Annotated in this window: 21 protein-coding genes; 7 read left to right on the top strand and 14 right to left on the bottom strand. The window is 59.9% G+C overall.

The window, feature by feature from the left end:
* Window positions 1–554 (top strand): DUF3138 family protein (locus ACE3OH_RS07840; RefSeq protein ID WP_374350454.1); only part of this gene is annotated, 554 nt, incomplete at its 5' end.
* Window positions 555–771: 217 nt separating this feature from the next.
* Complete coding sequence (locus tag ACE3OH_RS07845) at window positions 772–2478, top strand: substrate-binding domain-containing protein (RefSeq protein ID WP_374350456.1); 1707 nt, start codon at window positions 772–774, stop codon at window positions 2476–2478.
* Window positions 2479–2635: 157 nt separating this feature from the next.
* On the opposite strand, the gene ACE3OH_RS07850 is transcribed toward ACE3OH_RS07845, so the two are convergent.
* From ACE3OH_RS07850 to ACE3OH_RS07880, 7 genes are all read right to left on the bottom strand, one after another.
* Window positions 2636–3028 (bottom strand): ACT domain-containing protein, encoded by a 393-nt coding sequence (locus tag ACE3OH_RS07850; protein WP_374350459.1) that lies wholly within the window; start codon window positions 3026–3028, stop codon window positions 2636–2638.
* Window positions 3028–4152, bottom strand: coding sequence for a histidine decarboxylase (locus ACE3OH_RS07855; RefSeq protein WP_374350462.1), 1125 nt, complete (start codon window positions 4150–4152; stop codon window positions 3028–3030). Before ACE3OH_RS07855 ends, ACE3OH_RS07850 begins: the two co-directional genes overlap by 1 nt.
* A 96-nt stretch (window positions 4153–4248) precedes the next feature.
* The gene (locus ACE3OH_RS07860) at window positions 4249–4728 is read right to left on the bottom strand and encodes an N-acetyltransferase family protein (RefSeq protein ID WP_374350465.1); all 480 of its coding nucleotides are present in this window, start codon (window positions 4726–4728) and stop codon (window positions 4249–4251) included.
* Window positions 4729–4890: 162 nt separating this feature from the next.
* Complete coding sequence (gene dcd, locus ACE3OH_RS07865) at window positions 4891–5466, bottom strand: dCTP deaminase (RefSeq protein WP_374350467.1); 576 nt, start codon at window positions 5464–5466, stop codon at window positions 4891–4893.
* Between the two features lie 12 nt (window positions 5467–5478).
* Window positions 5479–6279: a GNAT family N-acetyltransferase gene (locus tag ACE3OH_RS07870; RefSeq protein WP_374350470.1), complete on the bottom strand. Its 801-nt coding sequence runs from the start codon at window positions 6277–6279 to the stop codon at window positions 5479–5481.
* 7 nt (window positions 6280–6286) lie between these two features.
* On the bottom strand, window positions 6287–7378 hold the full coding sequence (apbC, locus tag ACE3OH_RS07875; protein ID WP_374350472.1) for an iron-sulfur cluster carrier protein ApbC: 1092 nt from the start codon (window positions 7376–7378) through the stop codon (window positions 6287–6289).
* Window positions 7379–7480: 102 nt separating this feature from the next.
* Window positions 7481–8323 (bottom strand): isopenicillin N synthase family dioxygenase, encoded by an 843-nt coding sequence (locus ACE3OH_RS07880; RefSeq protein ID WP_374350474.1) that lies wholly within the window; start codon window positions 8321–8323, stop codon window positions 7481–7483.
* Between the two features lie 218 nt (window positions 8324–8541).
* Between ACE3OH_RS07880 and metG the strand changes: the two genes are divergently transcribed.
* From metG to ACE3OH_RS07900, 4 genes are all read left to right on the top strand, one after another.
* Window positions 8542–10584, top strand: a complete 2043-nt coding sequence (metG, locus tag ACE3OH_RS07885) for a methionine--tRNA ligase (RefSeq protein WP_374350477.1) — start codon at window positions 8542–8544, stop codon at window positions 10582–10584.
* A 114-nt stretch (window positions 10585–10698) separates the two neighbouring features.
* Entirely contained in the window at window positions 10699–11256 is a 558-nt protein-coding gene (locus tag ACE3OH_RS07890) for a GNAT family N-acetyltransferase (RefSeq protein ID WP_374350479.1), read from the top strand.
* A 2-nt stretch (window positions 11257–11258) separates the two neighbouring features.
* On the top strand, window positions 11259–11945 hold the full coding sequence (locus ACE3OH_RS07895; protein WP_374350500.1) for an HAD family hydrolase: 687 nt from the start codon (window positions 11259–11261) through the stop codon (window positions 11943–11945).
* Entirely contained in the window at window positions 11942–12217 is a 276-nt protein-coding gene (locus ACE3OH_RS07900; RefSeq protein ID WP_374350482.1) for an acylphosphatase, read from the top strand. The genes ACE3OH_RS07895 and ACE3OH_RS07900 overlap by 4 nt, the downstream gene beginning before the upstream one ends.
* Window positions 12218–12295: 78 nt before the next feature.
* Here the strand turns inward: ACE3OH_RS07900 and cysS are convergent, their stop codons facing one another.
* The 7 genes from cysS to smpB all read right to left on the bottom strand — a co-directional run bounded on the left by cysS (window position 12296) and on the right by smpB (window position 18590).
* The gene (cysS, locus tag ACE3OH_RS07905) at window positions 12296–13669 is read right to left on the bottom strand and encodes a cysteine--tRNA ligase (protein ID WP_374350484.1); all 1374 of its coding nucleotides are present in this window, start codon (window positions 13667–13669) and stop codon (window positions 12296–12298) included.
* Window positions 13670–13828: 159 nt separating this feature from the next.
* Window positions 13829–14791, bottom strand: a complete 963-nt coding sequence (gene rpoS / locus ACE3OH_RS07910) for an RNA polymerase sigma factor RpoS (RefSeq protein ID WP_374350487.1) — start codon at window positions 14789–14791, stop codon at window positions 13829–13831.
* A gap of 3 nt (window positions 14792–14794) precedes the next feature.
* Window positions 14795–15799 (bottom strand): peptidoglycan DD-metalloendopeptidase family protein, encoded by a 1005-nt coding sequence (locus ACE3OH_RS07915; RefSeq protein ID WP_374350489.1) that lies wholly within the window; start codon window positions 15797–15799, stop codon window positions 14795–14797.
* Window positions 15800–15878: 79 nt separating this feature from the next.
* Window positions 15879–16535: a protein-L-isoaspartate(D-aspartate) O-methyltransferase gene (locus tag ACE3OH_RS07920; RefSeq protein WP_374350491.1), complete on the bottom strand. Its 657-nt coding sequence runs from the start codon at window positions 16533–16535 to the stop codon at window positions 15879–15881.
* Window positions 16532–17272, bottom strand: a complete 741-nt coding sequence (surE, locus tag ACE3OH_RS07925) for a 5'/3'-nucleotidase SurE (RefSeq protein WP_374350503.1) — start codon at window positions 17270–17272, stop codon at window positions 16532–16534. Before surE ends, ACE3OH_RS07920 begins: the two co-directional genes overlap by 4 nt.
* Window positions 17273–17518: 246 nt before the next feature.
* Window positions 17519–18004, bottom strand: coding sequence for a Spy/CpxP family protein refolding chaperone (locus tag ACE3OH_RS07930; RefSeq protein WP_374350494.1), 486 nt, complete (start codon window positions 18002–18004; stop codon window positions 17519–17521).
* 136 nt (window positions 18005–18140) lie between these two features.
* Window positions 18141–18590: an SsrA-binding protein SmpB gene (smpB, locus tag ACE3OH_RS07935; protein WP_374350505.1), complete on the bottom strand. Its 450-nt coding sequence runs from the start codon at window positions 18588–18590 to the stop codon at window positions 18141–18143.
* A 161-nt stretch (window positions 18591–18751) separates the two neighbouring features.
* Here smpB and ACE3OH_RS07940 point away from each other — a divergent pair.
* Window positions 18752–19069 (top strand): asparaginase domain-containing protein (locus ACE3OH_RS07940; protein WP_374350497.1); only part of this gene is annotated, 318 nt, incomplete at its 3' end.

The raw sequence follows: 19069 nt of genomic DNA on the forward strand, positions 1-19069 counted from the left end.
AGAGTGCCACCAATAATCGCCAGGATCAGCCAGCCGGCTTCAAGTCTTCGGTGTTCTATACCGAGCTGGACCTGTCCTACTCCCTGCTGGAAACCACGCTCAATGCGCAAATCGACTACGGCCGCCAGAAAAAAGCCGCATGGAATGGCGGCGATGCGGTCTGGTGGGGATTTGCCTTGCAGGGCAACTACAAGTTCAGCGACAGCTGGTCGGGCACCCTGCGTGGCGATTATCTGGACAACAGCAAGAATGGCGGTGGCACGTCGGCGCTCTACGGCCTGACCAATGGTACCGATATTGCCAACGGCTTCGGCATCGACCCCGCCTGTTTTGCCGCGGCACAGGCCAACGACCCGACCGACTTCGGCTACAGCTGCAAGGGCGCCAAGCGTAGCTCGCTGGCCGCCGCCCTGCTCTACTACCCGACCAAGCAGGTCATCCTCAAGAGCGAGTTGCGCTTTGACCACGCCAACCTGCCGGTATTTGGCAAGAAGGACGGGACTTACAGCAATAACAACACCTTGTTGGGCCTGCAGGCGGTTTACAGCTTCTGAGCTGTAAACCCGGTAGTTTGTCAAACCCTCAAAGGCAGCCCAGGCTGCCTTTCTGGTTATTCCATACCCACATCAAGTACGCCCCCCTTCGCGAACAGGGAGGGTGACCGTTGTCGCGCGCCGATCCGGTGCCCCGAGCCGGCCAAGGCAGATACCCTGCCTCACTGCATGCAGCTGGCCTATTCTGGTGGGTACACCATCGAGCAGGGAGCGAGCCGTGAGCCGGATCAGCCATCGTGCGTTCCTATTTGGTCTGGCCGCTTGCCTGCTGCTTGGCTGCGTGGGACTTGCGGCCACGCCCACCGGACTTGCTGCAGGCAAAGCTGCCACGCCAGACAACAAGACGATCGTCTTTGTTGCGGCCGACAGCCGCAACGGCGGCATCGTTGCCGCCTATCGCGCATTTCAGGAGGCATCGCGACTACTTGGCTGGCGAGTCCGCATGGTTGATGGGACCGGCAGTGCGGCGGGGCAGGCAAATGCATTGAACAGCGCAATCCATGGCGGCGCTGACGGCATCATAATCGGCGGTTTTGATCCGGAACCGGTACTTGATAGCCTCGCCTGGCACAACGCACCGCCAGTCCCGCTGGTGGGTTGGCATGCCAGCACTGGCGACAGTCACGACATGCGCCTGTTTACCGATGTAGGTTCGGCACCGGGTTCCGTCGCAGAGGTTGCCGTGCGCTTTCTGGTGCAGCAGGCAGAAAAGGTAGGCCGGCAGGCAGGCGTGGTGGTGTTTACCGATAGCCAGTTTGCGGTTGCGCGAGCCAAGACAGCCCAAATCAGCGCCGCGTTGGCCAAATGCACGGCTGCTCATCAATGCCAGTTGCTCGATATTGTCGATCTACCCATATCACGGGCCGGCACGGCTTTACCTGGCGAAGTAGAACGGTTGAACGCGCGCTATGGTCGAAGCTGGACCTACACGCTGGCAATCAATGATGTGTATTTCGACCATATGAGCCATATCCTGGCACGTATCGGGCGGTCGGATATCCGCAATATTTCGGCAGGGGATGGATCGCCCACGGCATTAAGCCGTATCGCATCGGGGCTATCACCACAAATTGCCACGGTGGCAGAGCCATTCAAGGAACAGGGCTATCAATTGGCCGATGAAATGTACCGGGCTTTATCCCACCAGCCACCGTCCGGCTACCGCACCCGCCCCGTCTTGCTCAATGCAAGCACCGCGCCAGGTAGCGAAAACTACTCAGATCGACTCGATTTTGTACGGAAATATAAACGTGCCTGGCATATTGCCACGCCGCTGCATCTCGTTACCGAGTCCAACCCGCCCTTCAATATGCTGATGAACGGCAGCATCACCGGCATTGCCAGCGACAAATTGCGTGAAATACTGGCGCGCAATCAAGTTGCCTATCGTATTGAATTGCTTCCCTGGAAGCGCGCATTTGAAATGGCCGCCCAGCATGATAATACCTGTGTTTATTCAACCGCTCGCCGTCCCGAACGTGAAGGGCGATTCAAATGGGTAGGTCCGCTTGCCTATGATTACTGGGTGTTCTTTGGCCTGCGGGATCACAACTACCTGCTGACCAATCTGGATGATGCGCGTGCCTATAAGGTTGGTACCTACAATGGCGATGTGCGCGATAGCTTTTTGCGTGCCAATGGATTCTCTACCGAAGCCGCCATGGAAGACAAACTGAATCCGCGCAAGTTATTGGCTGGGCGCATAGCGCTCTGGGCATCGAGCAGAACCCGTGGCAACGAGATACTACGTGAAAGCGGGCTGAGCGAGGCTATCAGCGAGCAGTTGACGTTCAGCAAAGCTGCATTGTATTTGGCCTGCAATCCGCAAGTGGATGACTATCTGATTTCCCAACTGGGCGAAACGCTGGAGAAAATGAATCAGGATGGCAGTGCTGCAGATATTGAAAAAAGATATGTCAAATAATGCCCCAGCCTGAATCATTGGTCCCAGCACATCAGCAGAGCCGGCAAAACAAAATCATTCAGATGCGCACAATAAGCAAGGGAGCCTGCTCCCTTGCAACGCGCTTGGTGCTGCGCTTACCTTATGCCGCCCTGTTGAATCACCAAACATGCATGGTTCAGCGCACCACCAATTCTGCCAGCACGCCGCGGGCGGCGGCATTGTCATCGCAGGTCACCGAAATCACCGAAAAATCGGCATGTCTTTGTACCAGGCGAATTCCACGGATATCGACGCCTGCCGTAGCCAGCTGCTGGGCAATTGTCGCCAGGGCGCCCGGTTGGTCGGCTACGCGCAGCAGCAGCGAATCATCGGCCACCACGTGAAAATCCTCCTCGGTCAGCACACGCAGTGCATCCTCGAGTCGGTCGACCGAGATCTGGATGATGGCGTCCTGGCCGTGCACACGGGCCTGAATGTCGGCGATATTGATACCGTTGTCGCCTAGCACGGCCGACAGCTGACCCAAGAGGCCGGTGCGATCGGCCGCCACGATGGTGAGATGGTGCATTAGTGTCCTGCCTTGGAAAAATGCTGCCAGTCCTGGATGAAATGATCGATCTGCGCCTGGCTGACATTGGGCAGGCAGATCAGGTGGGTAATGCCATTAGCGGTCGCCAGCTGGTATTTTTCTTTCAGTGCGCTCGCCACCTTGGGTAGCACCACGGTGATGCAATCAGGGTTGCGCCAGGCATCGGCCCCCAGTGCGCGCAGCTGCTGCTCGGCATAGGCGGCAGTTTTCAAGGCTGACTGCACGCGTGCGCGGATGCCATCGATGCCCAGCGAGCGGATGCGGTACCACAGCATCAAGGGCGTCAGGCCATTGCGCGAGCCGGTAATGGTGGTGTCGAGTGAACCGATATAGGAAATGCTGCGCGAAATGCGCTCGACATTCTGCTTCTTGGCCACCACCACCCCGCAGGGAATGGGCGAGCCGAGAAACTTGTGGCCGCTGATCGAAACCGAATCGGCGCCGTCGGCAAAATCGAATGGCGGGCGCGGCTCAATAAACGGGCAGATCATGCCGCACAAGGCTGCATCGGCGTGGATATAGAACTGCGCCAGCGCCAGTTCATCGATCATGGCGCGGATGCGCCGGATATCGTCGCGCGCCTCGGTCATGGTGGTGCCGATATTGGCGAAGATGATCGGCGGCGTATCGCGGTGCATATGCATGACCTGGCGCAAATCGTCGTAATCGATCTCGCCATTGGGCTGGCTGCGGATCATGATGGAACGCATGCCGAGAAAATGCAGATTCTTCACCACCGAGTAATGGGTTTCCTGCGAGTAGTAGACGATGCCCTTGGGCAGCATCTCGCGCGCCAGATACAGGCCATACAGATTGCCTTCGGTACCGCCATTGGTGACATAACCCCACCAGTTGTCCTGTGGCGCGCGCAGCACCTCGGCAAAAAAGGCAATCACTTCGCGCTCGAACTCGCGGCTGGCGACCTTCCAGGTGGAGTCGGCAAACGGGTCGCCCAGGTTGTTGAGCGGGAACTGCAGAAAGGGAATCAGTTCGCTGTAGTCGAAGTCCTTGGCTACCGGGTAGCCGAGGAAGTTGTCGGTGCGCTCTGCCACTTGCGCCAGCAACTGCTGCAGGCGCGCTTGATCGTGATCGTTCAGTGCCATATCCAAAGCCGATTTCGTTATATCGTTATCGCGCAATGGTAACGCGAGACTGCTGGATCACGAAGCTCGCCACTTGATGCGCGCGCTGACAGACACTCAGGCCTCGGCAAACGCCCGCAGTTGCTCGCCAGCCAGGCGGTAGCGCACCCACTCGCTTTGCGGCGCCGCGCCGATGGATTGATAAAAGCCGATGGCCGGCTCGTTCCAGTCCAGCACGCTCCACTCGAATCGACCGCATTGCCGCTCGCAAGCGAGGCGCGCCAGATACTTGAGCATGGCCTTGCCGGCTCCTGATCCACGATGCTGCGGCGAGACATACAGGTCTTCCAGATACAGCCCCGGCTTGCCCAGCCAGGTGGAGTAGCTGAAAAAATACAGGGCAAAACCAACCGCATGTCCATCAACACTGGCAATCAGCGCATGCGATGGACCGTTGCCCAAGAGGGCCTCGGCGATATCGTCGACAGTCGCTACCACCTCATGCTCGGCCCGCTCATAGATGGCCAGCTCGGTGATAAAGCCGAGAATCAGGCGGGCGTCGTCGGCCCGGGCTGGACGGATATGCAGTTCGCTCATGGGCAGCTTTCCGGAAAATGTCTTGAACAGCCAAACGACGGGCCCGACCGCGCAGACCGGCGACGGCTTCACCTGGCCACACCAACTACACGACTCAGGCATCTGCACGGTGGCATAGCCTGGAAGCAGCCAGCATGAGCCGTGCGCCTATCGCCAGAACGCTCAGGTCTTGGGCAGGGTCACGCCCACCTGGCCCTGATACTTGCCGCCGCGATCCTTGTACGAGGTTTCGCAGACATCGTCCTCGTCGGCTTCGAAAAACAGCACCTGGGCGCAGCCTTCATTGGCGTAGATTTTCGCCGGCAAGGGGGTGGTATTGCTGAATTCCAGCGTGACATAGCCCTCCCACTCCGGCTCGAACGGCGTCACATTGACGATGATGCCGCAGCGCGCATAGGTGGATTTGCCCAGGCATACGGTCAGCACATTGCGCGGAATGCGGAAGTACTCGACGGTGCGCGCCAGAGCGAAGCTATTGGGTGGGATGATGCAATAGCCCTTGCCCGATACGTCGACAAAGCTCGCTTCGTCGAAATTTTTCGGGTCGATCAGGGTGCTGTTCAGATTGGTAAACAGCTTGAATTCATCAGCACAGCGAATATCGTAGCCATAGCTCGAGGTGCCATAGGAGACGATTTTCTGCTCATTGACATAGCGCACCTGGCCGGGCTCGAACGGCTCGATCATGCCGTGCTCTTGCGCCATCTTGCGGATCCAGCGGTCGGATTTGATGCTCATCTTGTGTTTCCTTTATTGCGCCGGAGGCGCCTTGTCTGCGCCGTAGGCAAAGCCGGCCGGCTGAAAGCCTACGCTGCGATAGAGGGTTTGCGGGCCGATCTTGTCGGCCACGATCACCAGGCGGCGCGGGCCAAACGTCGCCAGCATATGGCAGCCGGCCTCGTACACTATGCGGGCAGCAATGCCGCGGCGGCGATAATCCGGGTGCGTGGCCACATTCTGGTAGCGAGCCAGCTCATCATTGGCAAATACGCCGAGATTGGCCACCAGCGCACCATCGAGCCAGGCACCGTAGCCAAAGCCACCACCCGCTTCGCTAAGCAGCCGATAGCGCAACATCTGCGCTTCCTTGAACGGGCGAAAGCTGGCTTCGCTATGAACCGCATCACGCGCCAGTATCTGCAACTCGGTGGCGGCCAGCCATTCGGCCTCATCTGCCAGCGGGCGTATGTCGACACCGGCATGGGCGTTATCGGGCAGCACCGGCTGGTCACAAACCAGCTGCAGCGCTTCGATCACCTCATAGCCGGCCGCCTCCAGCGCGGCGGTATCGCCACGCGCGCCCAGCCAGCCAAAAGCGCGGTGCTGCGACAGGGGCTGTTGCGCCGCGATCTCGGCTTGAAACAGCTCGTCCCAGCGCGGCAAATCGCCCGCAGCAGGTGGCTGCCCGAACAACAGGAAGTTTCCCCACCAGAAGCGCGGGTTCGATGGCGTGCGGATGCGCAGATAGTCACCACAGTCGGCCACTTCGCCATCGGCATGGTGGAAGATCAGATTGCTGTGATAGGCCAGCGATTGGCGAATATCGATCATGGCGCGCTCAGGTGTTCTGAATCACGATTTTCGGCATGCGCGCGGAAAAGTCCTTGGCTCGCTCACCAACCCGTACGGCCACTTTGCGGGCGATCGCCTGGTAGATGGCGGCGGTAGCGCCGTGCGGCTCGGCGGCCACCGTCGGTTTGCCGGCGTCGGTCGACAGGCGTATCGCCATTTCCAGCGGTAGCTGGCCCAAAAGCTCGACGCCATATTCGCCGGCCATACGCGCACCGCCACCTTCGCCAAAAATCGGCTCGATATGGCCGCAATTGCTGCACACATGGGTGGCCATGTTTTCCACCACGCCAATGACCGGCACACCGACCTTTTCGAACATTTTCAGGCCCTTGCGCGCATCGAGCAGGGCAATATCCTGCGGGGTGGTGACAATCACCGCGCCAGTTACCGGCACCTTCTGGCTCAGCGTCAGCTGGATATCGCCGGTGCCGGGTGGCAGGTCGATCACCAGATAGTCAAGATCATCCCAGCGGGTATCGTTCAGCAACTGCATCAAGGCCTGCACCACCATCGGGCCGCGCCACACCATCGGCTGCTCGGCATCGATCAGAAAGCCGATCGACATCGCCTGCAGGCCATGCGCCCGCATCGGCAGGATGGACTTGCCATCGGGCGACTCGGGCTTGCTGCCCTGCAGGCCCAGCATCAAGGGTTGCGAGGGGCCGTAAATATCGGCATCGAGCAAGCCGACCCGCGCGCCTTCCGCCGCCAGAGCCAGAGCCAGATTGACGGCGGTGGTGGACTTGCCGACCCCGCCCTTGCCACTCGCCACTGCAATGATGTTTTTCACCCCCGGCAGCGGCGTCAGCCCGCGTTGCACGGTGTGCGCTTCGATACGGCTCTCCACCCTAACAGCCACCGCGCCGGCGCCAGCCGCACGCAGGGCCGCTTCCACTTGGCTGGCGATGGCGGCATGGCGGCTCAAGGCCGGGTAAGGCAGACAGATGGTCAGGCTGACGCTGGCGCCATCGAGCTTGAGATCGCGTACCGCCTTCATGGTGACGTAGTCGCGACCAGTATCAGAATCGATACAGGTTTTCAGGGCGTCCAGCAGCGTGGCTTCGGTAATCATGGTCATTCCTGGCTTAAAGCCTTATTCCGTGTAACAGGCGAGATCGGTGTTCCGGCATCCCTCACCTGGCCCGATGGGCCACCCGCTCCCGCTTGCGGGAGAGGGGCTTTACATCTTGACGCCAAGCTCGCGCAGGCGTTCCTGCAAGTAGGCATCGGCGGTGTAGCGCTCCGACAGCACCACCTCGCTGCGTGGATGCAGGAACAGCGGCAGAGAAATGCGTGACTTGCTGGCGCCTTCGCCGGTCGGGTTGACCACGCGGTGGCTGGTGGACGGGTAATAGCCACCCGAGGCTTCCTGCAACATATCGCCGATATTGATCACCAGCGTGCCGAAGTCGCAGGGCACATCACGCCATTGCCCATCGCTACCCTTGACCTGCAGGCCGGGCTCATTGGCAGCGGGCAGCACGGTGATCAAGTTGATATCTTCATGGGCAGCAGCGCGCAGGGCACCGGCTGGTTCATTGCCGGTCAGCGGCGGATAACGCAGCACCCGCAGCAGGGTATTGGGGGTGCCGGCAATCATCGAGGGGAGTGATTCGGAAAAGCGCGCCTTCACGGACGGCGGCGCATTGTCCTCGATCCAGCCCAGCAGCTGGCTGGCCAGATCGCTGGCCAGTGCGTAGTAGCGATCGGCATTGGCCTTCAGCGTCGGCGGAATGCGGCCCCAGGGGTAGATATGGAAGTATTCCTTGATGTCCTTGAGCGTCGCGCCCTTGGCGGTCTCGGAAATCTGCGTGGAAAAATAGCCATCTTGCTTGGCCGGATCAAACGCATAGGCGAATTTCTCTTCGCCATCAAAAAACGCCAGCCACTCGGCATAGATGGCTTGCACCAGTTCTTGCGGAATCGGGTGGTTTTTCAGCACGCCAAAGCCGGTACGGTGCAATGACTCGGCAAATTCGGCAGCCGCATTGGGCGAGCGGTAATCGACAACAGAAACAAACATGGGGAAATAGGGCAGAAAAGACGGAAAGACCAATATTCTAACAGGCAGCCATGCGGCAGCGCAGCACGCTCGGCTATAATCGTCGTCCGGCTGATTGTTGCCTTTCAGTACCAGGCAGGCAGCTCAGCCTCGATCCAGTACTTGCTGCAAATAGGCGGCCTTGTTTCATTCCCGCCGCTTGTTTCACCCGTCGCCACTCATTTTTCCAGGACGACCCTATGCCACGCAAAATCCTCGTTACCGCCGCCCTCCCCTATGCCAATGCCCAGCTGCACTTGGGCCATATGCTGGAGTATGTGCAACCGGACATCTGGGCGCGGTTTCAGAAGATGCGTGGCCATACCTGCTACTACTGCTGCGCCACCGACACCCACGGCACGCCGATCATGATCTCGGCCGAGAAGCAGGGCATCAGCCCGAAGGAGCTGGTTGATCGCATGCACGATATACAGCTGCACGACATTAGCGGTTTCGGGGTCGGCTTCGACAATTTTTATACCACGCACTCTGATGAAACCCGCGATCTCGCTTATGACATCTACGCCAAGCTCAAAGCCAATGGCAAGATCAGCAGCCGGGTGATCAGCCAGCTGTACGACCCGCAAAAGCAGATGTTCCTGCCCGACCGCTTCATCAAGGGCGAATGCCCCAAGTGCGGCGCCAAGGATCAGTACGGCGACAACTGCGAAGTCTGCGGTGCCACCTATAGCCCGACCGAGCTGAAGAACCCCTACTCCTCGGTCTCCGGTGCCACCCCGGAACTACGCGAGTCCGAGCACTTCTTCTTCAAGCTGGGCGATTGCGAACAATTTTTGCGCGACTGGACCCGCGGCGGCGCCCTGGTCAATGGCGCGCAGCGTGCCCGCCTGCAGGCCGAAGCCGCCAACAAGATGGATGAATGGTTCGAGGCCGGCCTGCAGGACTGGGATATCAGCCGCGATGCGCCCTACTTCGGCTTCGAGATTCCCGATGCGCCGGGCAAGTACTTCTATGTGTGGCTGGATGCGCCGGTCGGCTATATGGGCTCCAGCAAGAATCTGTTCGACCGCATCGGCGAGAACTTTGCTGACTGGTGGAAGGCTGACTCCGACGCCGAGCTGTATCACTTTATCGGCAAGGACATCCTGTATTTCCACGCCCTATTCTGGCCGGCCATGCTGCAGTACAGCGGCTATCGCACGCCAACGGCCATCAATGTGCACGGTTTTCTGACTGTCAACGGCCAGAAGATGAGCAAGTCGCGCGGCACCGGCATTACCGCCCGCGAATACCTCGATGCCGGGCTCAATCCGGAATGGTTGCGTTACTACTACGCCGCCAAGCTCAATAGCAAGATCGAAGATGCCGATCTGAACCTGGACGACTTTGTCCAGCGCGTGAACAGCGACTTGGTCGGCAAGTATGTGAATATCGCCAGCCGCGCCGCCGGCTTTATCGCCAAGCGCTTTGACGGCAAGCTGGCCACCAGCCTGCCCGATACCACCCTGCTGGCACGCTTGCAAGCGGCAGCCGCAGGCATTGCCGAGAGCTTCGAGGATCGCGAATACAGCCGCGCGGTGCGCGACATCATGGCGCTGACCGACGAAGTGAACCAGTACGTCGATCAGGTAAAACCGTGGGAGCTGGCCAAGCAGGAAGGCCGCGAAGGCGAATTGCACGCCGCTTGCAGCCTGTTGATCAATGCCTTCCGCCTGCTGACCATTTATCTCAAGCCGGTCTTGCCCAAGCTCGCCAGCGAGGTGGAAGCCTTCCTGCAGATTGCGCCACTGAGCTGGGACGATGTCGGCGGCCTGCTGCTGGACCACGCCATTGCCCCATACAGCCATCTGATGACCCGTATCGACCCCAAGCAGGTAGAAGCCATGGTGGAAACCAACAAACAAAATGCCCTGGCCGCCGCCGCGCCAGCCGGCCCGCAGATCGAAGCGATTGCCCCGACCATCAATATCGATGACTTCGGCAAGATCGACCTACGCATTGCCCGCATCGTCGACTGCAAGCATGTCGAGGGCGCCGAAAAGCTGCTGCAATTGACGCTGGACCTTGGCGACCATACCCGTAATGTGTTTTCCGGCATCAAGTCGGCCTATCAACCGGCTGACCTGATCGGCCGGTTGACGGTGATGGTGGCCAATCTGGCGCCACGCAAGATGAAATTCGGCCTGTCCGAAGGCATGGTGCTGGCTGCCAGCGGCGAGACTCCAGGCATCTATCTGCTGAGCCCGGACAGCGGAGCCCAGCCTGGCATGCGCGTCAGCTAGCAAGTCGGCAAACACATGGCGTGTCCACCCGCCCTTGCGCGGGATGGATACGCAGCGCCGTGAGACAACCGTCTTGCGCGCCCACCCGGCAATCCGAACAAAGCAGGCCCGTCCATGTCATTTCCCGTTCTGCGTACGCCGCGCCTGATCTTGCGCGAAATCGTTTCGGCCGATGTTGATGCCCTGTTTGCCATCCATGCCGATGCCGAGGCGATGAAATGGTTTGGCTCGGAACCGATGACCGAGCGCTATCAGGCGCGCCAGCTTGTCGACATGTTTGCCAGCTGGCGACGCGACCCCAATCCCGGCACCCGCTGGGGCATTGCCGAGCGCGAACACAATGAGCTGCTGGGTAGTGTCGGCCTGTTTCGCTGGAACCGCAGCTGGCGCAACTGTGTTGTAGGATACGAGCTCGGTCGCGCCGCCTGGGGCAAGGGCTATATGCACGAAGCCCTGCAGGCCGCGCTGGACTATGGCTTTCGCGAGATGCAGCTGCATCGGGTACAGGCAGAAATCCACCCGGACAACCATGCCTCGATCAAGCTGGCCGAACGCCTTGGCTTCAAGCTGGAAGGCCGGCATCGCCAGCAGGGTTTCTGGCTGGGCCAGTTTCACGACCTCGATTGTTACGGACTGCTGGCGCCCGACTGGGCAAACAAGGACAAGGCTTGAGCATGCAGCTCGATTTCACCCCCGCCGCCATCCTGTTCGATATGGATGGGCTGATGATAGACAGCGAGCGCATCGTGCTGGCGCAGTGGCGCATTGCCGCCGCCGAGCAGGGCATGGTGTTCGACGATGCACTGCTGATCAGCATGGTGGGCCTGCATGAAAAACTGTGCCATGCCTTGCTGAAGCAGCGTTTCCCTGGGCATGACCTCGACAGCCTGTTTGCCCGCACCGACGCCCTGTATGCCGCCGAAGTGGAAAACGGCCTGCCGCTGAAAGGCGGAATCATCGAATTATTGCAATGGCTGGAGCAGATCGGCATGCCACGCGCCGTCGCCACCTCCACCAAGCGCGTTCGGGCCGAGCAAAAGCTGCGGCTGGCTGGCCTCGACCGATTTTTCGAATTGGTGGTCAGCGGCGACGATATCGAGCACCCCAAGCCAGCCCCGGATATCTATCTGCAAGCCGCAGCCCGGCTCGGCGTTGATCCGCAGCGCTGTCTGGTACTGGAGGATTCCGACCCCGGCGTGCGCGCTGCGCTGGCGGCCGGCATGACCGCCATCCAGATTCCTGACCTGAAACCACCCAGCGATGCCCTGTTGGCAATGGGCCATCGAGTCTTGCCTTCACTGCACGAGGCACATCAGCTACTGCGCCAGCGCTTTGCGCAAACCAGCGAGGCGCCGGCATGAAGGCCTATCACCTTTTGATCAAGGGTCATGTCCAGGGTGTCGGTTATCGCAACGCCATGGAATGGACGGCCCATCGTCTCGGCGTGAAGGGCTGGGTGCGCAACCGCAAGGAAGGCACCGTAGAGGCGGTGGTCGAAGGCAATGATGCCTCGGTGGCGCGCCTGCTCAAATGGTGCTGGCAAGGCCCGCCCAATGCCTATGTCACCGCCATCGAAGAAACCGAGCAGGCGCCGGAAGGCTTGCAGGGCTTTGTGCGCAAGCCAACCGTTTAGCAGCATCAAGGCCATACTCTGTGTGGCGTGCCCAGCGCCGGGACGAGCGATACACCGCCCATCCCGACACCGAAGCGATCACACCCGGCGCCAGCTGGTGCCTTGCGCACCGTCTTCCAGCACCACGCCGTGATCGAGCAGCTCCTTGCGGATCCGGTCGGATTCGGCAAAGTCCTTGGCAGCACGCGCGGCGATGCGTGCCGCGATCAGCGCTTCGATCTTGTCTGCCGCGTACTCCCCCTCGCCGGCCTGCCCCTGCAAATACACCTGCGGATCGCGTTGCAGCAAGCCCAGAATGCCGCCCAAGGCCTTTAGCTGTGCTGCCAACTCGCCCGATCCTTGACGATTGATCTCGCCCGCCATCTCGAACAGCACCGCCACCGCCTCGGCCGTATTGAAATCGTCATCCATGGCCGCCTTGAAGCGCTGGCCATAGCTGCTGTTCCAGTCGATCGGCGCGCGGCCCTCGGGCGGGGTGTTCTTCAGCGCGGTGTACAGGCGATCCAGCCCCAGCTTGGCATCACGGATCAAGTCATCCGAGTAATTGAGCGGGCTGCGGTAGTGCGCCTTCACGATAAGGAAGCGCACCGCCTCGCCATCGAAGGCCTTCAGTACATCGCGGATGGTGAAAAAATTGCCCAAGGACTTGGACATCTTCTCGCCCGACAGCTGCAAAAAGCCGTTATGCATCCAGTAATTCACATAGGCATGGTCGTGGCAGCCTTCGGACTGGGCGATTTCGTTCTCGTGATGCGGGAATTGCAGGTCTTCGCCGCCACCATGGATATCGAAATGGCTGCCCAGATGGTGCTCGGACATCACCGAGCATTCGATATGCCAGCCCGGACGGCCGGGGCCCCATGGCGACTCCCAGCTTGGTTCGCCCGGCTTGGCGGCCTTCCACAGCACAAAGTCGAACGGGTCACGCTTGTGCGGATCGACTTCGACGCGCTGGCCGGCCTGCAAATCATCCAGCGACTTGCCCGACAACTTGCCGTAGCCGGGGAATTCACGCACCGCGTAGTACACATCGCCATTGTCAGCCGCATAGGCGCGGCCCTTGGCGATCAGCTTCTCGGTCATGGCGATCATGCCGTCCACATGCTGGGTAGCGCGTGGCTCGTGGGTGGGCGGTAGCAGATTCAGCTGGGCGAGGTCGGCGTGCATATCGGCAATGGTTTCATCAACCAGCGCCTCGGCGCTGATGCCGCGCTCCAGCGCCCGCTTGATGATCTTGTCGTCAATATCGGTGATATTGCGCACATAGCTCACCTCATAGCCCGATGCGTGCAACCAGCGATAAATGATGTCAAAGGCAGCCAGCATGCGGGCGTGACCGATATGGCACAGGTCGTACACCGTCATGCCGCATACATACATGCGCACCCGGCCGGGTTCGATGGGCGTGAAGACCTGCTTTTCGCGGGCCAGGGTGTTGTAGACGGTCAGCATGTTCTTATCCTGGGGAGAGTGGTACGGCGAAACAAAGCGCGCATTCTAGCGCGTGATGCAGAACGATGTGCCGTGGTCATCGCCCTGCATGCATCCAGAACACAAAAAGCAAAAAGGCCGGTGATGTCCCGGCCCTTTTGCTTTTTGCACTGACTGGCTTCAACCCAACAGTACGTCTCTTGATACCCCCTGGCGCCGCAAGAGCCGCCGGAGGCTCTCCAGTGCCTCGATCTGGATCTGCCGGACCCGCTCCCGCGTCAGTTGCAGGTGCGCCGCCAGATCCTCCAGCGTACAGATATCGTAGCCATTGAGCCCATAGCGCCGCTCGATCACCATGCGCTGCTTGTCATTGAGCTGCCTGAGCCAATCGCGCACATAACGTTGCACTTCGGCATTCTGCAGGATCATTTCCGGGCCGTCGTGCTGCTCGTCCGGTATCGACTCACCGATACTCAGCATCGGATCGATATCGAGCGGCGCATCCAAGGACGCCATGCGCTCGTTCAGATTCATCACCCGGCGCACATCTTCCACCGGCTTGCCTACCTGGAACGCCACTTCATCCAGGGTCGGCTCACGCCCCAATTGCGCTTCGAGATGGCGCTGGGCACGCAGATAGACGTTCAGTTCCTTGATCACATGCACCGGCAGGCGAATGGTGCGCGACTGGTTCATGATCGCCCGCTCGATGCTCTGCCGTATCCACCAGGTGGCATAGGTGGAGAAACGGAAACCGCGCTCCGGATCGAACTTTTCCAAGGCGTGCATCAGGCCGATATTGCCTTCTTCGATCAGATCAAGCAGAGCCATGCCACGGTTGATGTAGTGCTTGGCGATATTCACGACCAGACGCAGATTGTGCTCGATCATCTTCTGGCGGGCATCGAAATCGCCCTGAACCACGAGGCGCGCCAGGCGGCGCTCCTCATCCGGCGTCAACAGGGCATTGTGACCGATATCGTTCAGGTAAATCTGTGTCACATCGCCAGTTGACTCTACCGAGTAATGCTCGGCCTCTTCCGGCTTTTCCTCGGCTTCTGCCTCGGCGGCTTCTTCTTCCTCTTCATCCAGCAATGCTTCTTCAACCAGCTCATCATCAATGGTGTCGAGACTTTCGTTCATGGCCTAGCCCGCCGTCAGGAATTTCGTTGGATCAACCGGCTTGCCGAAGCGCCGGATTTCGAAATGGAGCTTGACCTGCTCCGCATCGCTGTTTCCCATTTCTGCAATCTTGTCTCCCTTTTTCACGCTATCACCTTCCTTGACCAACAACTGGCTGTTATGGGCATACGCCGACAGATACATCTTGTTGTGTTTGATGATGACAAGCTTGCCGTAACCACGCAGGCCAGCGCCGGCGTAGACGATTTTTCCCGGAGCAGCCGCCTGAACCGGCTGACCCAGCTTGCCGCCAATATCGATTCCTTTGGCAGCATCAGAGAATGGGGTGATCACTTTCCCGACCGAGGGCCATGCCCAGGCGATTTCATCATCGCCGCCGGCGGTCACCGGCTTGTTGTCTGTAATCGGCTTGGATTCGGCCGGCTTTACCTCGATTGGCTTCACCTCGACCGGTTTGGCAGCGACCGGTGCATTGGCGGCAGGCCCGTCGGCCTGGCGGGCGACCGTTTCCGCATCGGTGCCGGGAGAGGCCTTGATCGCCTTCGGATACGCCAACGTTGCAGCCTTGGCACTGGCAACGACTTCGCCGACCGGCTTGAGCGGGCGAACCACGACGGCGGCACCATCGCCTGCCGTCGCGTCATCGGCCGGATCGCTCAGGCGCAGTAGCTGATCAACCTTGATCAGATTGACATCAGCCAGCTGGTTCCATGCCGCCACTTCCTTGTAATCAAGGCCGTTTTCCAGGGCAATGCTGTACAGCGTATCGCCCGGCTTCACCGTATACACCTTGCCACCGCGTGCTTCGGCCGATGAAGGGGTAGCTGGCGCGGCTGCAGGCCGCACACCGCTGCTGGGGCCGTTTTGCACCGGCGCGGCTTTGGGCGTTGCCGGAACGCCGGAAGGCTTGGTCTTCTCGACAATGGGTGCAGGCGCGCGCGCCGGCTGAGTCGCACAGGCGGCGAGCAACAAAGTGGACGTCAGACCAGCGATACGACTTAACTTCAACTCGTTACTCCCTCTTATGATTTTGGCGCGTAGCGAGCGATAACAACACCTTAGCACCAAGATGACAGTATTACTGAAGCTAGGCAAGGCCCGGCAACATGGGCACAAAGCGCACCTTCTCCAGCTTGCTCTCGGAAAAACCGTCGTTGGTGCGCTCGATCATTCGTAATTCCTGATTGACTGTACCTATCGGGAAAACCATCTTTCCCCCAGTCGCCAGCTGGTTTAGCAGGGATTCCGGCACAAAGGCCGGCGCCGCCGCCATGACAATGACATCGAACGGCGCAGCCTCGGCAATGCCCAAAAATCCATCGCCGTGACGCAAGCGAGTGTTGTTAATCCGCAAATCCCGCAGTCGAACTCGCGCTTTGTCCAGCAATTGTCCAATCCGTTCAACCGAGTAGACCGTTTTGAACAGCTGCGCCAAAACAACAGTCTGGTAGCCGCAACCGGTGCCGATTTCCAGCACCTTGTCACGATGTGGCGCAGTCAGGGCCAATTCGACCATGCGCGCCACGATATAGGGCTGGGAGATCGTCTGGCCCAGCCCGATCGGCAAAGAGGCATCGTCATAGGCGCGATGCGCCAATGCCTCGTCGACAAAGATATGGCGCGGCGTATTGCCCATGGCCGCCAGCACTTCCTCATTGCGTATGCCTTGCTGGCGCAGGCGATCCAGCATGCGGCCCCGCGTGCGCGCCGACGTCATGCCGATGCCGGAAAAATCATGCTTCATGCGAGCCAGCCGGCTAGGAAGTCCAGCTGTTTGAAGGCGGTCAGATCAATCTGCAAGGGCGTGATTGCCACATAGCCATTGCTGACAGCCCAAAAATCGGTGTCTTCCGCCGCATCTTGCGCCGATCCGGGCGGCCCCACCCACCAGATGGTCTCGCCACGCGGGTTTTGCGCTGGAATAACCGGCTCGGCCTTGTGGCGCCGACCCAGTCGGCACACTCTTACCCCCTTCAACTGCTCGTATGGCAAATCAGGCACATTGACATTGAGCAGCATGGCGCCGCGCCAAGGGTCTCGCTGCAAGCGCTCGACCAGCTCCCTGGCGATGCGCGCAGCGGTGGCGTAATGCAGCGGCGGACGACCCGCCAAAGACAGCGCAATGGCCGGCACCCCAAGCAGATAGGCCTCGGTCGCTGCCGCCACCGTACCGGAATAGATGGTGTCGTCGCCCATATTGGGCCCGGCATTGATACCGGTCAGCACGATATCGGGCGCCTGCGCCATCAGACCAGTGACGGCCAGATGCACGCAATCGGTCGGCGTGCCGTTGACATAGGAAAAGCCTGATGGCGCCTGCCTGACATTCAATGGCCTGTCCAGGGTCAGCGAGTTGGAAGCACCGCTCCGATCGCGCTCCGGCGCCACCACGGTAACCTCGCCCACCTTGCCAAGTTCGGCCGCCAGTGCGGCGAGACCAGGTGCGAAATAGCCGTCGTCATTGCTTAAAAGAAATTTCATCATGCTCCCTCGCGCGGTTTGTTGGGGCGGACAGCAAGCTACCGCGTCATCGACGGCTATTCTACCTGCCGCGCGAGGCTGCATGAAAGGCGCATACGGCAAACCCTCGTCGGCCGATGCTTCCGGCAATGCAATCCTGAAGCGGCGGCCCACTCACTGGCGGCAAAAGACTGGCTAAAGGCAAAAAAACGGGCCGATCGGTCGGCCCCCAGGTCATTACCCCATTTGTTGACACACACTCGGCGCTCAGCTACCTGCCGGCCGTGTTGTAGCCTTGAGTTGCTCATGCAATTTATCCATGCGTGCCAAGGCATCCTTGATGTGCTGGCTGGCAATGCGCTTTTGCTCAAGGCTCAGGCTGTCGTACAGCGCCAGCCAGCGCTCCTTGGCCTGCTCGCGCGCCTTGCGGCCAGCGGCCATCATCGCTTCCATTTGCTGATCTAGACTTGCCAGATCCATGACATCCTTCTGCCCCTCTTGCCGCATGATGGCGCGCATGCGCTGATGATCGGCCGCCATCGCCTCACGCGCCGCCTTGCTGGCCGCTTCAGCGGCTGCCCACTGGCTGTCCTGCTCGCTGCTGAGCTTCAATTCGGGTCGCGCTTCCTGCAAGGCCGCCAGAATCGGGTGATTGGCGAGCAGCCTGTCAGGCGCAGCACCTGGCGCTGCCTGTGCGGCAACGAACATGGCGGCGAAAAGACCCAGGGCAAGGCGGGGTAGTAAGGGCTTCATCAGGAACTCCAGGCTAGGCACGACGAGCTGGCTACCTTAAGGGCAAACGGTAAATCATTCATTGCCCGGCGCGTCAATTGTGTAAGTACATGTAACCCGGCGTGTGACCACGATCGACGCGGCCGGTTCAGCACACCTAACGCACCTTCACCTTCATGGCCCGCTGAATCTCGCGATTGGCATCGCGCTCGCGCTCGGTATTGCGCTTGTCGTGCTGCTTCTTGCCCTTGGCCAGTCCAATTTGCAGCTTGATGCGCCCGGTCTTGTAGTGCATATCCAGCGGCGTCAGGGTGTAGCCAGCACGCTCCACCTTGCCGATCAGCTTGTTGATCTCGGCCTGGTTGAGCAGCAATTTGCGCGATCGGGTCGGGTCGGGCAGAACATGGGTCGAGCAGGAAGTAAGCGGCGTGATATGGGCGCCGAACAGATAGAAGGCGCCATTGCGCAATACCACATAGGCTTCCTTGATCTGAACCTTGCCGGCGCGGATGGACTTGACCTCCCATCCTTCGAGTACCAGGCCGGCCTCGTACTTCTCTTCGATGAAATAGTCGTGAAATGCTTTTTTATTGTCGACAATGGACATGGCTGGATACGGCAGACCGGGCGCGGTAAAGTCTGGTGGCGGCGCCTTTGCGCCCTTTAAACAGAAGTTACCCTGGCCGAATGCTTTCATTCGGCCAGGGTGCGTTCCTGAAATCGGCGCGCCACATGCGAAACGCCGATATTAACCGAATCACTCCCACCATGCCCGCACAGACCAAACGCCTTTTTGTCATTTACGCCGGCGGCACCATCGGCATGCAGGCCAGTCCGGCCGGCTATAGCCCGGCGCCAGGCTATCTACCCGGCGAACTGGCGCGCCTTGCCGCCCGCACACCCGGCTTCCCTGCCTATACCCTGAAGGAATACGCACCGCTGATCGATTCGTCGAATCTGCGGCCCGAACACTGGAACGCCATGGCCGACGACATCGCCGCGCATTACGATGAATACGACGGCTTTGTGGTGATTCATGGTACCGACACCCTCGCCTATACCGCATCGGCACTCAGCTTCATGCTG

It is taken from the genome of Chitinimonas sp. (assembly GCF_041904975.1).
Classification (GTDB): Bacteria; Pseudomonadota; Gammaproteobacteria; order Burkholderiales; family Chitinimonadaceae; genus Chitinimonas.

Bases quoted from the DNA above. Each gene is read 5' to 3' on its own strand.
- ACE3OH_RS07850 (WP_374350459.1), bottom strand. From the start codon at position 3,028: ATGCACCATCTCACCATCGTGGCGGCCGATCGCACCGGCCTCTTGGGT.
- ACE3OH_RS07855 (WP_374350462.1), bottom strand. From the start codon at position 4,152: ATGGCACTGAACGATCACGATCAAGCGCGCCTGCAGCAGTTGCTGGCG.
- ACE3OH_RS07860 (WP_374350465.1), bottom strand. From the start codon at position 4,728: ATGAGCGAACTGCATATCCGTCCAGCCCGGGCCGACGACGCCCGCCTG.
- dcd (WP_374350467.1), bottom strand. From the start codon at position 5,466: ATGAGCATCAAATCCGACCGCTGGATCCGCAAGATGGCGCAAGAGCAC.
- ACE3OH_RS07870 (WP_374350470.1), bottom strand. From the start codon at position 6,279: ATGATCGATATTCGCCAATCGCTGGCCTATCACAGCAATCTGATCTTC.
- apbC (WP_374350472.1), bottom strand. From the start codon at position 7,378: ATGACCATGATTACCGAAGCCACGCTGCTGGACGCCCTGAAAACCTGT.
- ACE3OH_RS07880 (WP_374350474.1), bottom strand. From the start codon at position 8,323: ATGTTTGTTTCTGTTGTCGATTACCGCTCGCCCAATGCGGCTGCCGAA.
- metG (WP_374350477.1), top strand. From the start codon at position 8,542: ATGCCACGCAAAATCCTCGTTACCGCCGCCCTCCCCTATGCCAATGCC.
- ACE3OH_RS07890 (WP_374350479.1), top strand. From the start codon at position 10,699: ATGTCATTTCCCGTTCTGCGTACGCCGCGCCTGATCTTGCGCGAAATC.
- ACE3OH_RS07895 (WP_374350500.1), top strand. From the start codon at position 11,259: ATGCAGCTCGATTTCACCCCCGCCGCCATCCTGTTCGATATGGATGGG.
- ACE3OH_RS07900 (WP_374350482.1), top strand. From the start codon at position 11,942: ATGAAGGCCTATCACCTTTTGATCAAGGGTCATGTCCAGGGTGTCGGT.
- cysS (WP_374350484.1), bottom strand. From the start codon at position 13,669: ATGCTGACCGTCTACAACACCCTGGCCCGCGAAAAGCAGGTCTTCACG.
- rpoS (WP_374350487.1), bottom strand. From the start codon at position 14,791: ATGAACGAAAGTCTCGACACCATTGATGATGAGCTGGTTGAAGAAGCA.
- ACE3OH_RS07920 (WP_374350491.1), bottom strand. From the start codon at position 16,535: ATGAAGCATGATTTTTCCGGCATCGGCATGACGTCGGCGCGCACGCGG.
- surE (WP_374350503.1), bottom strand. From the start codon at position 17,272: ATGAAATTTCTTTTAAGCAATGACGACGGCTATTTCGCACCTGGTCTC.
- ACE3OH_RS07930 (WP_374350494.1), bottom strand. From the start codon at position 18,004: ATGAAGCCCTTACTACCCCGCCTTGCCCTGGGTCTTTTCGCCGCCATG.
- smpB (WP_374350505.1), bottom strand. From the start codon at position 18,590: ATGTCCATTGTCGACAATAAAAAAGCATTTCACGACTATTTCATCGAA.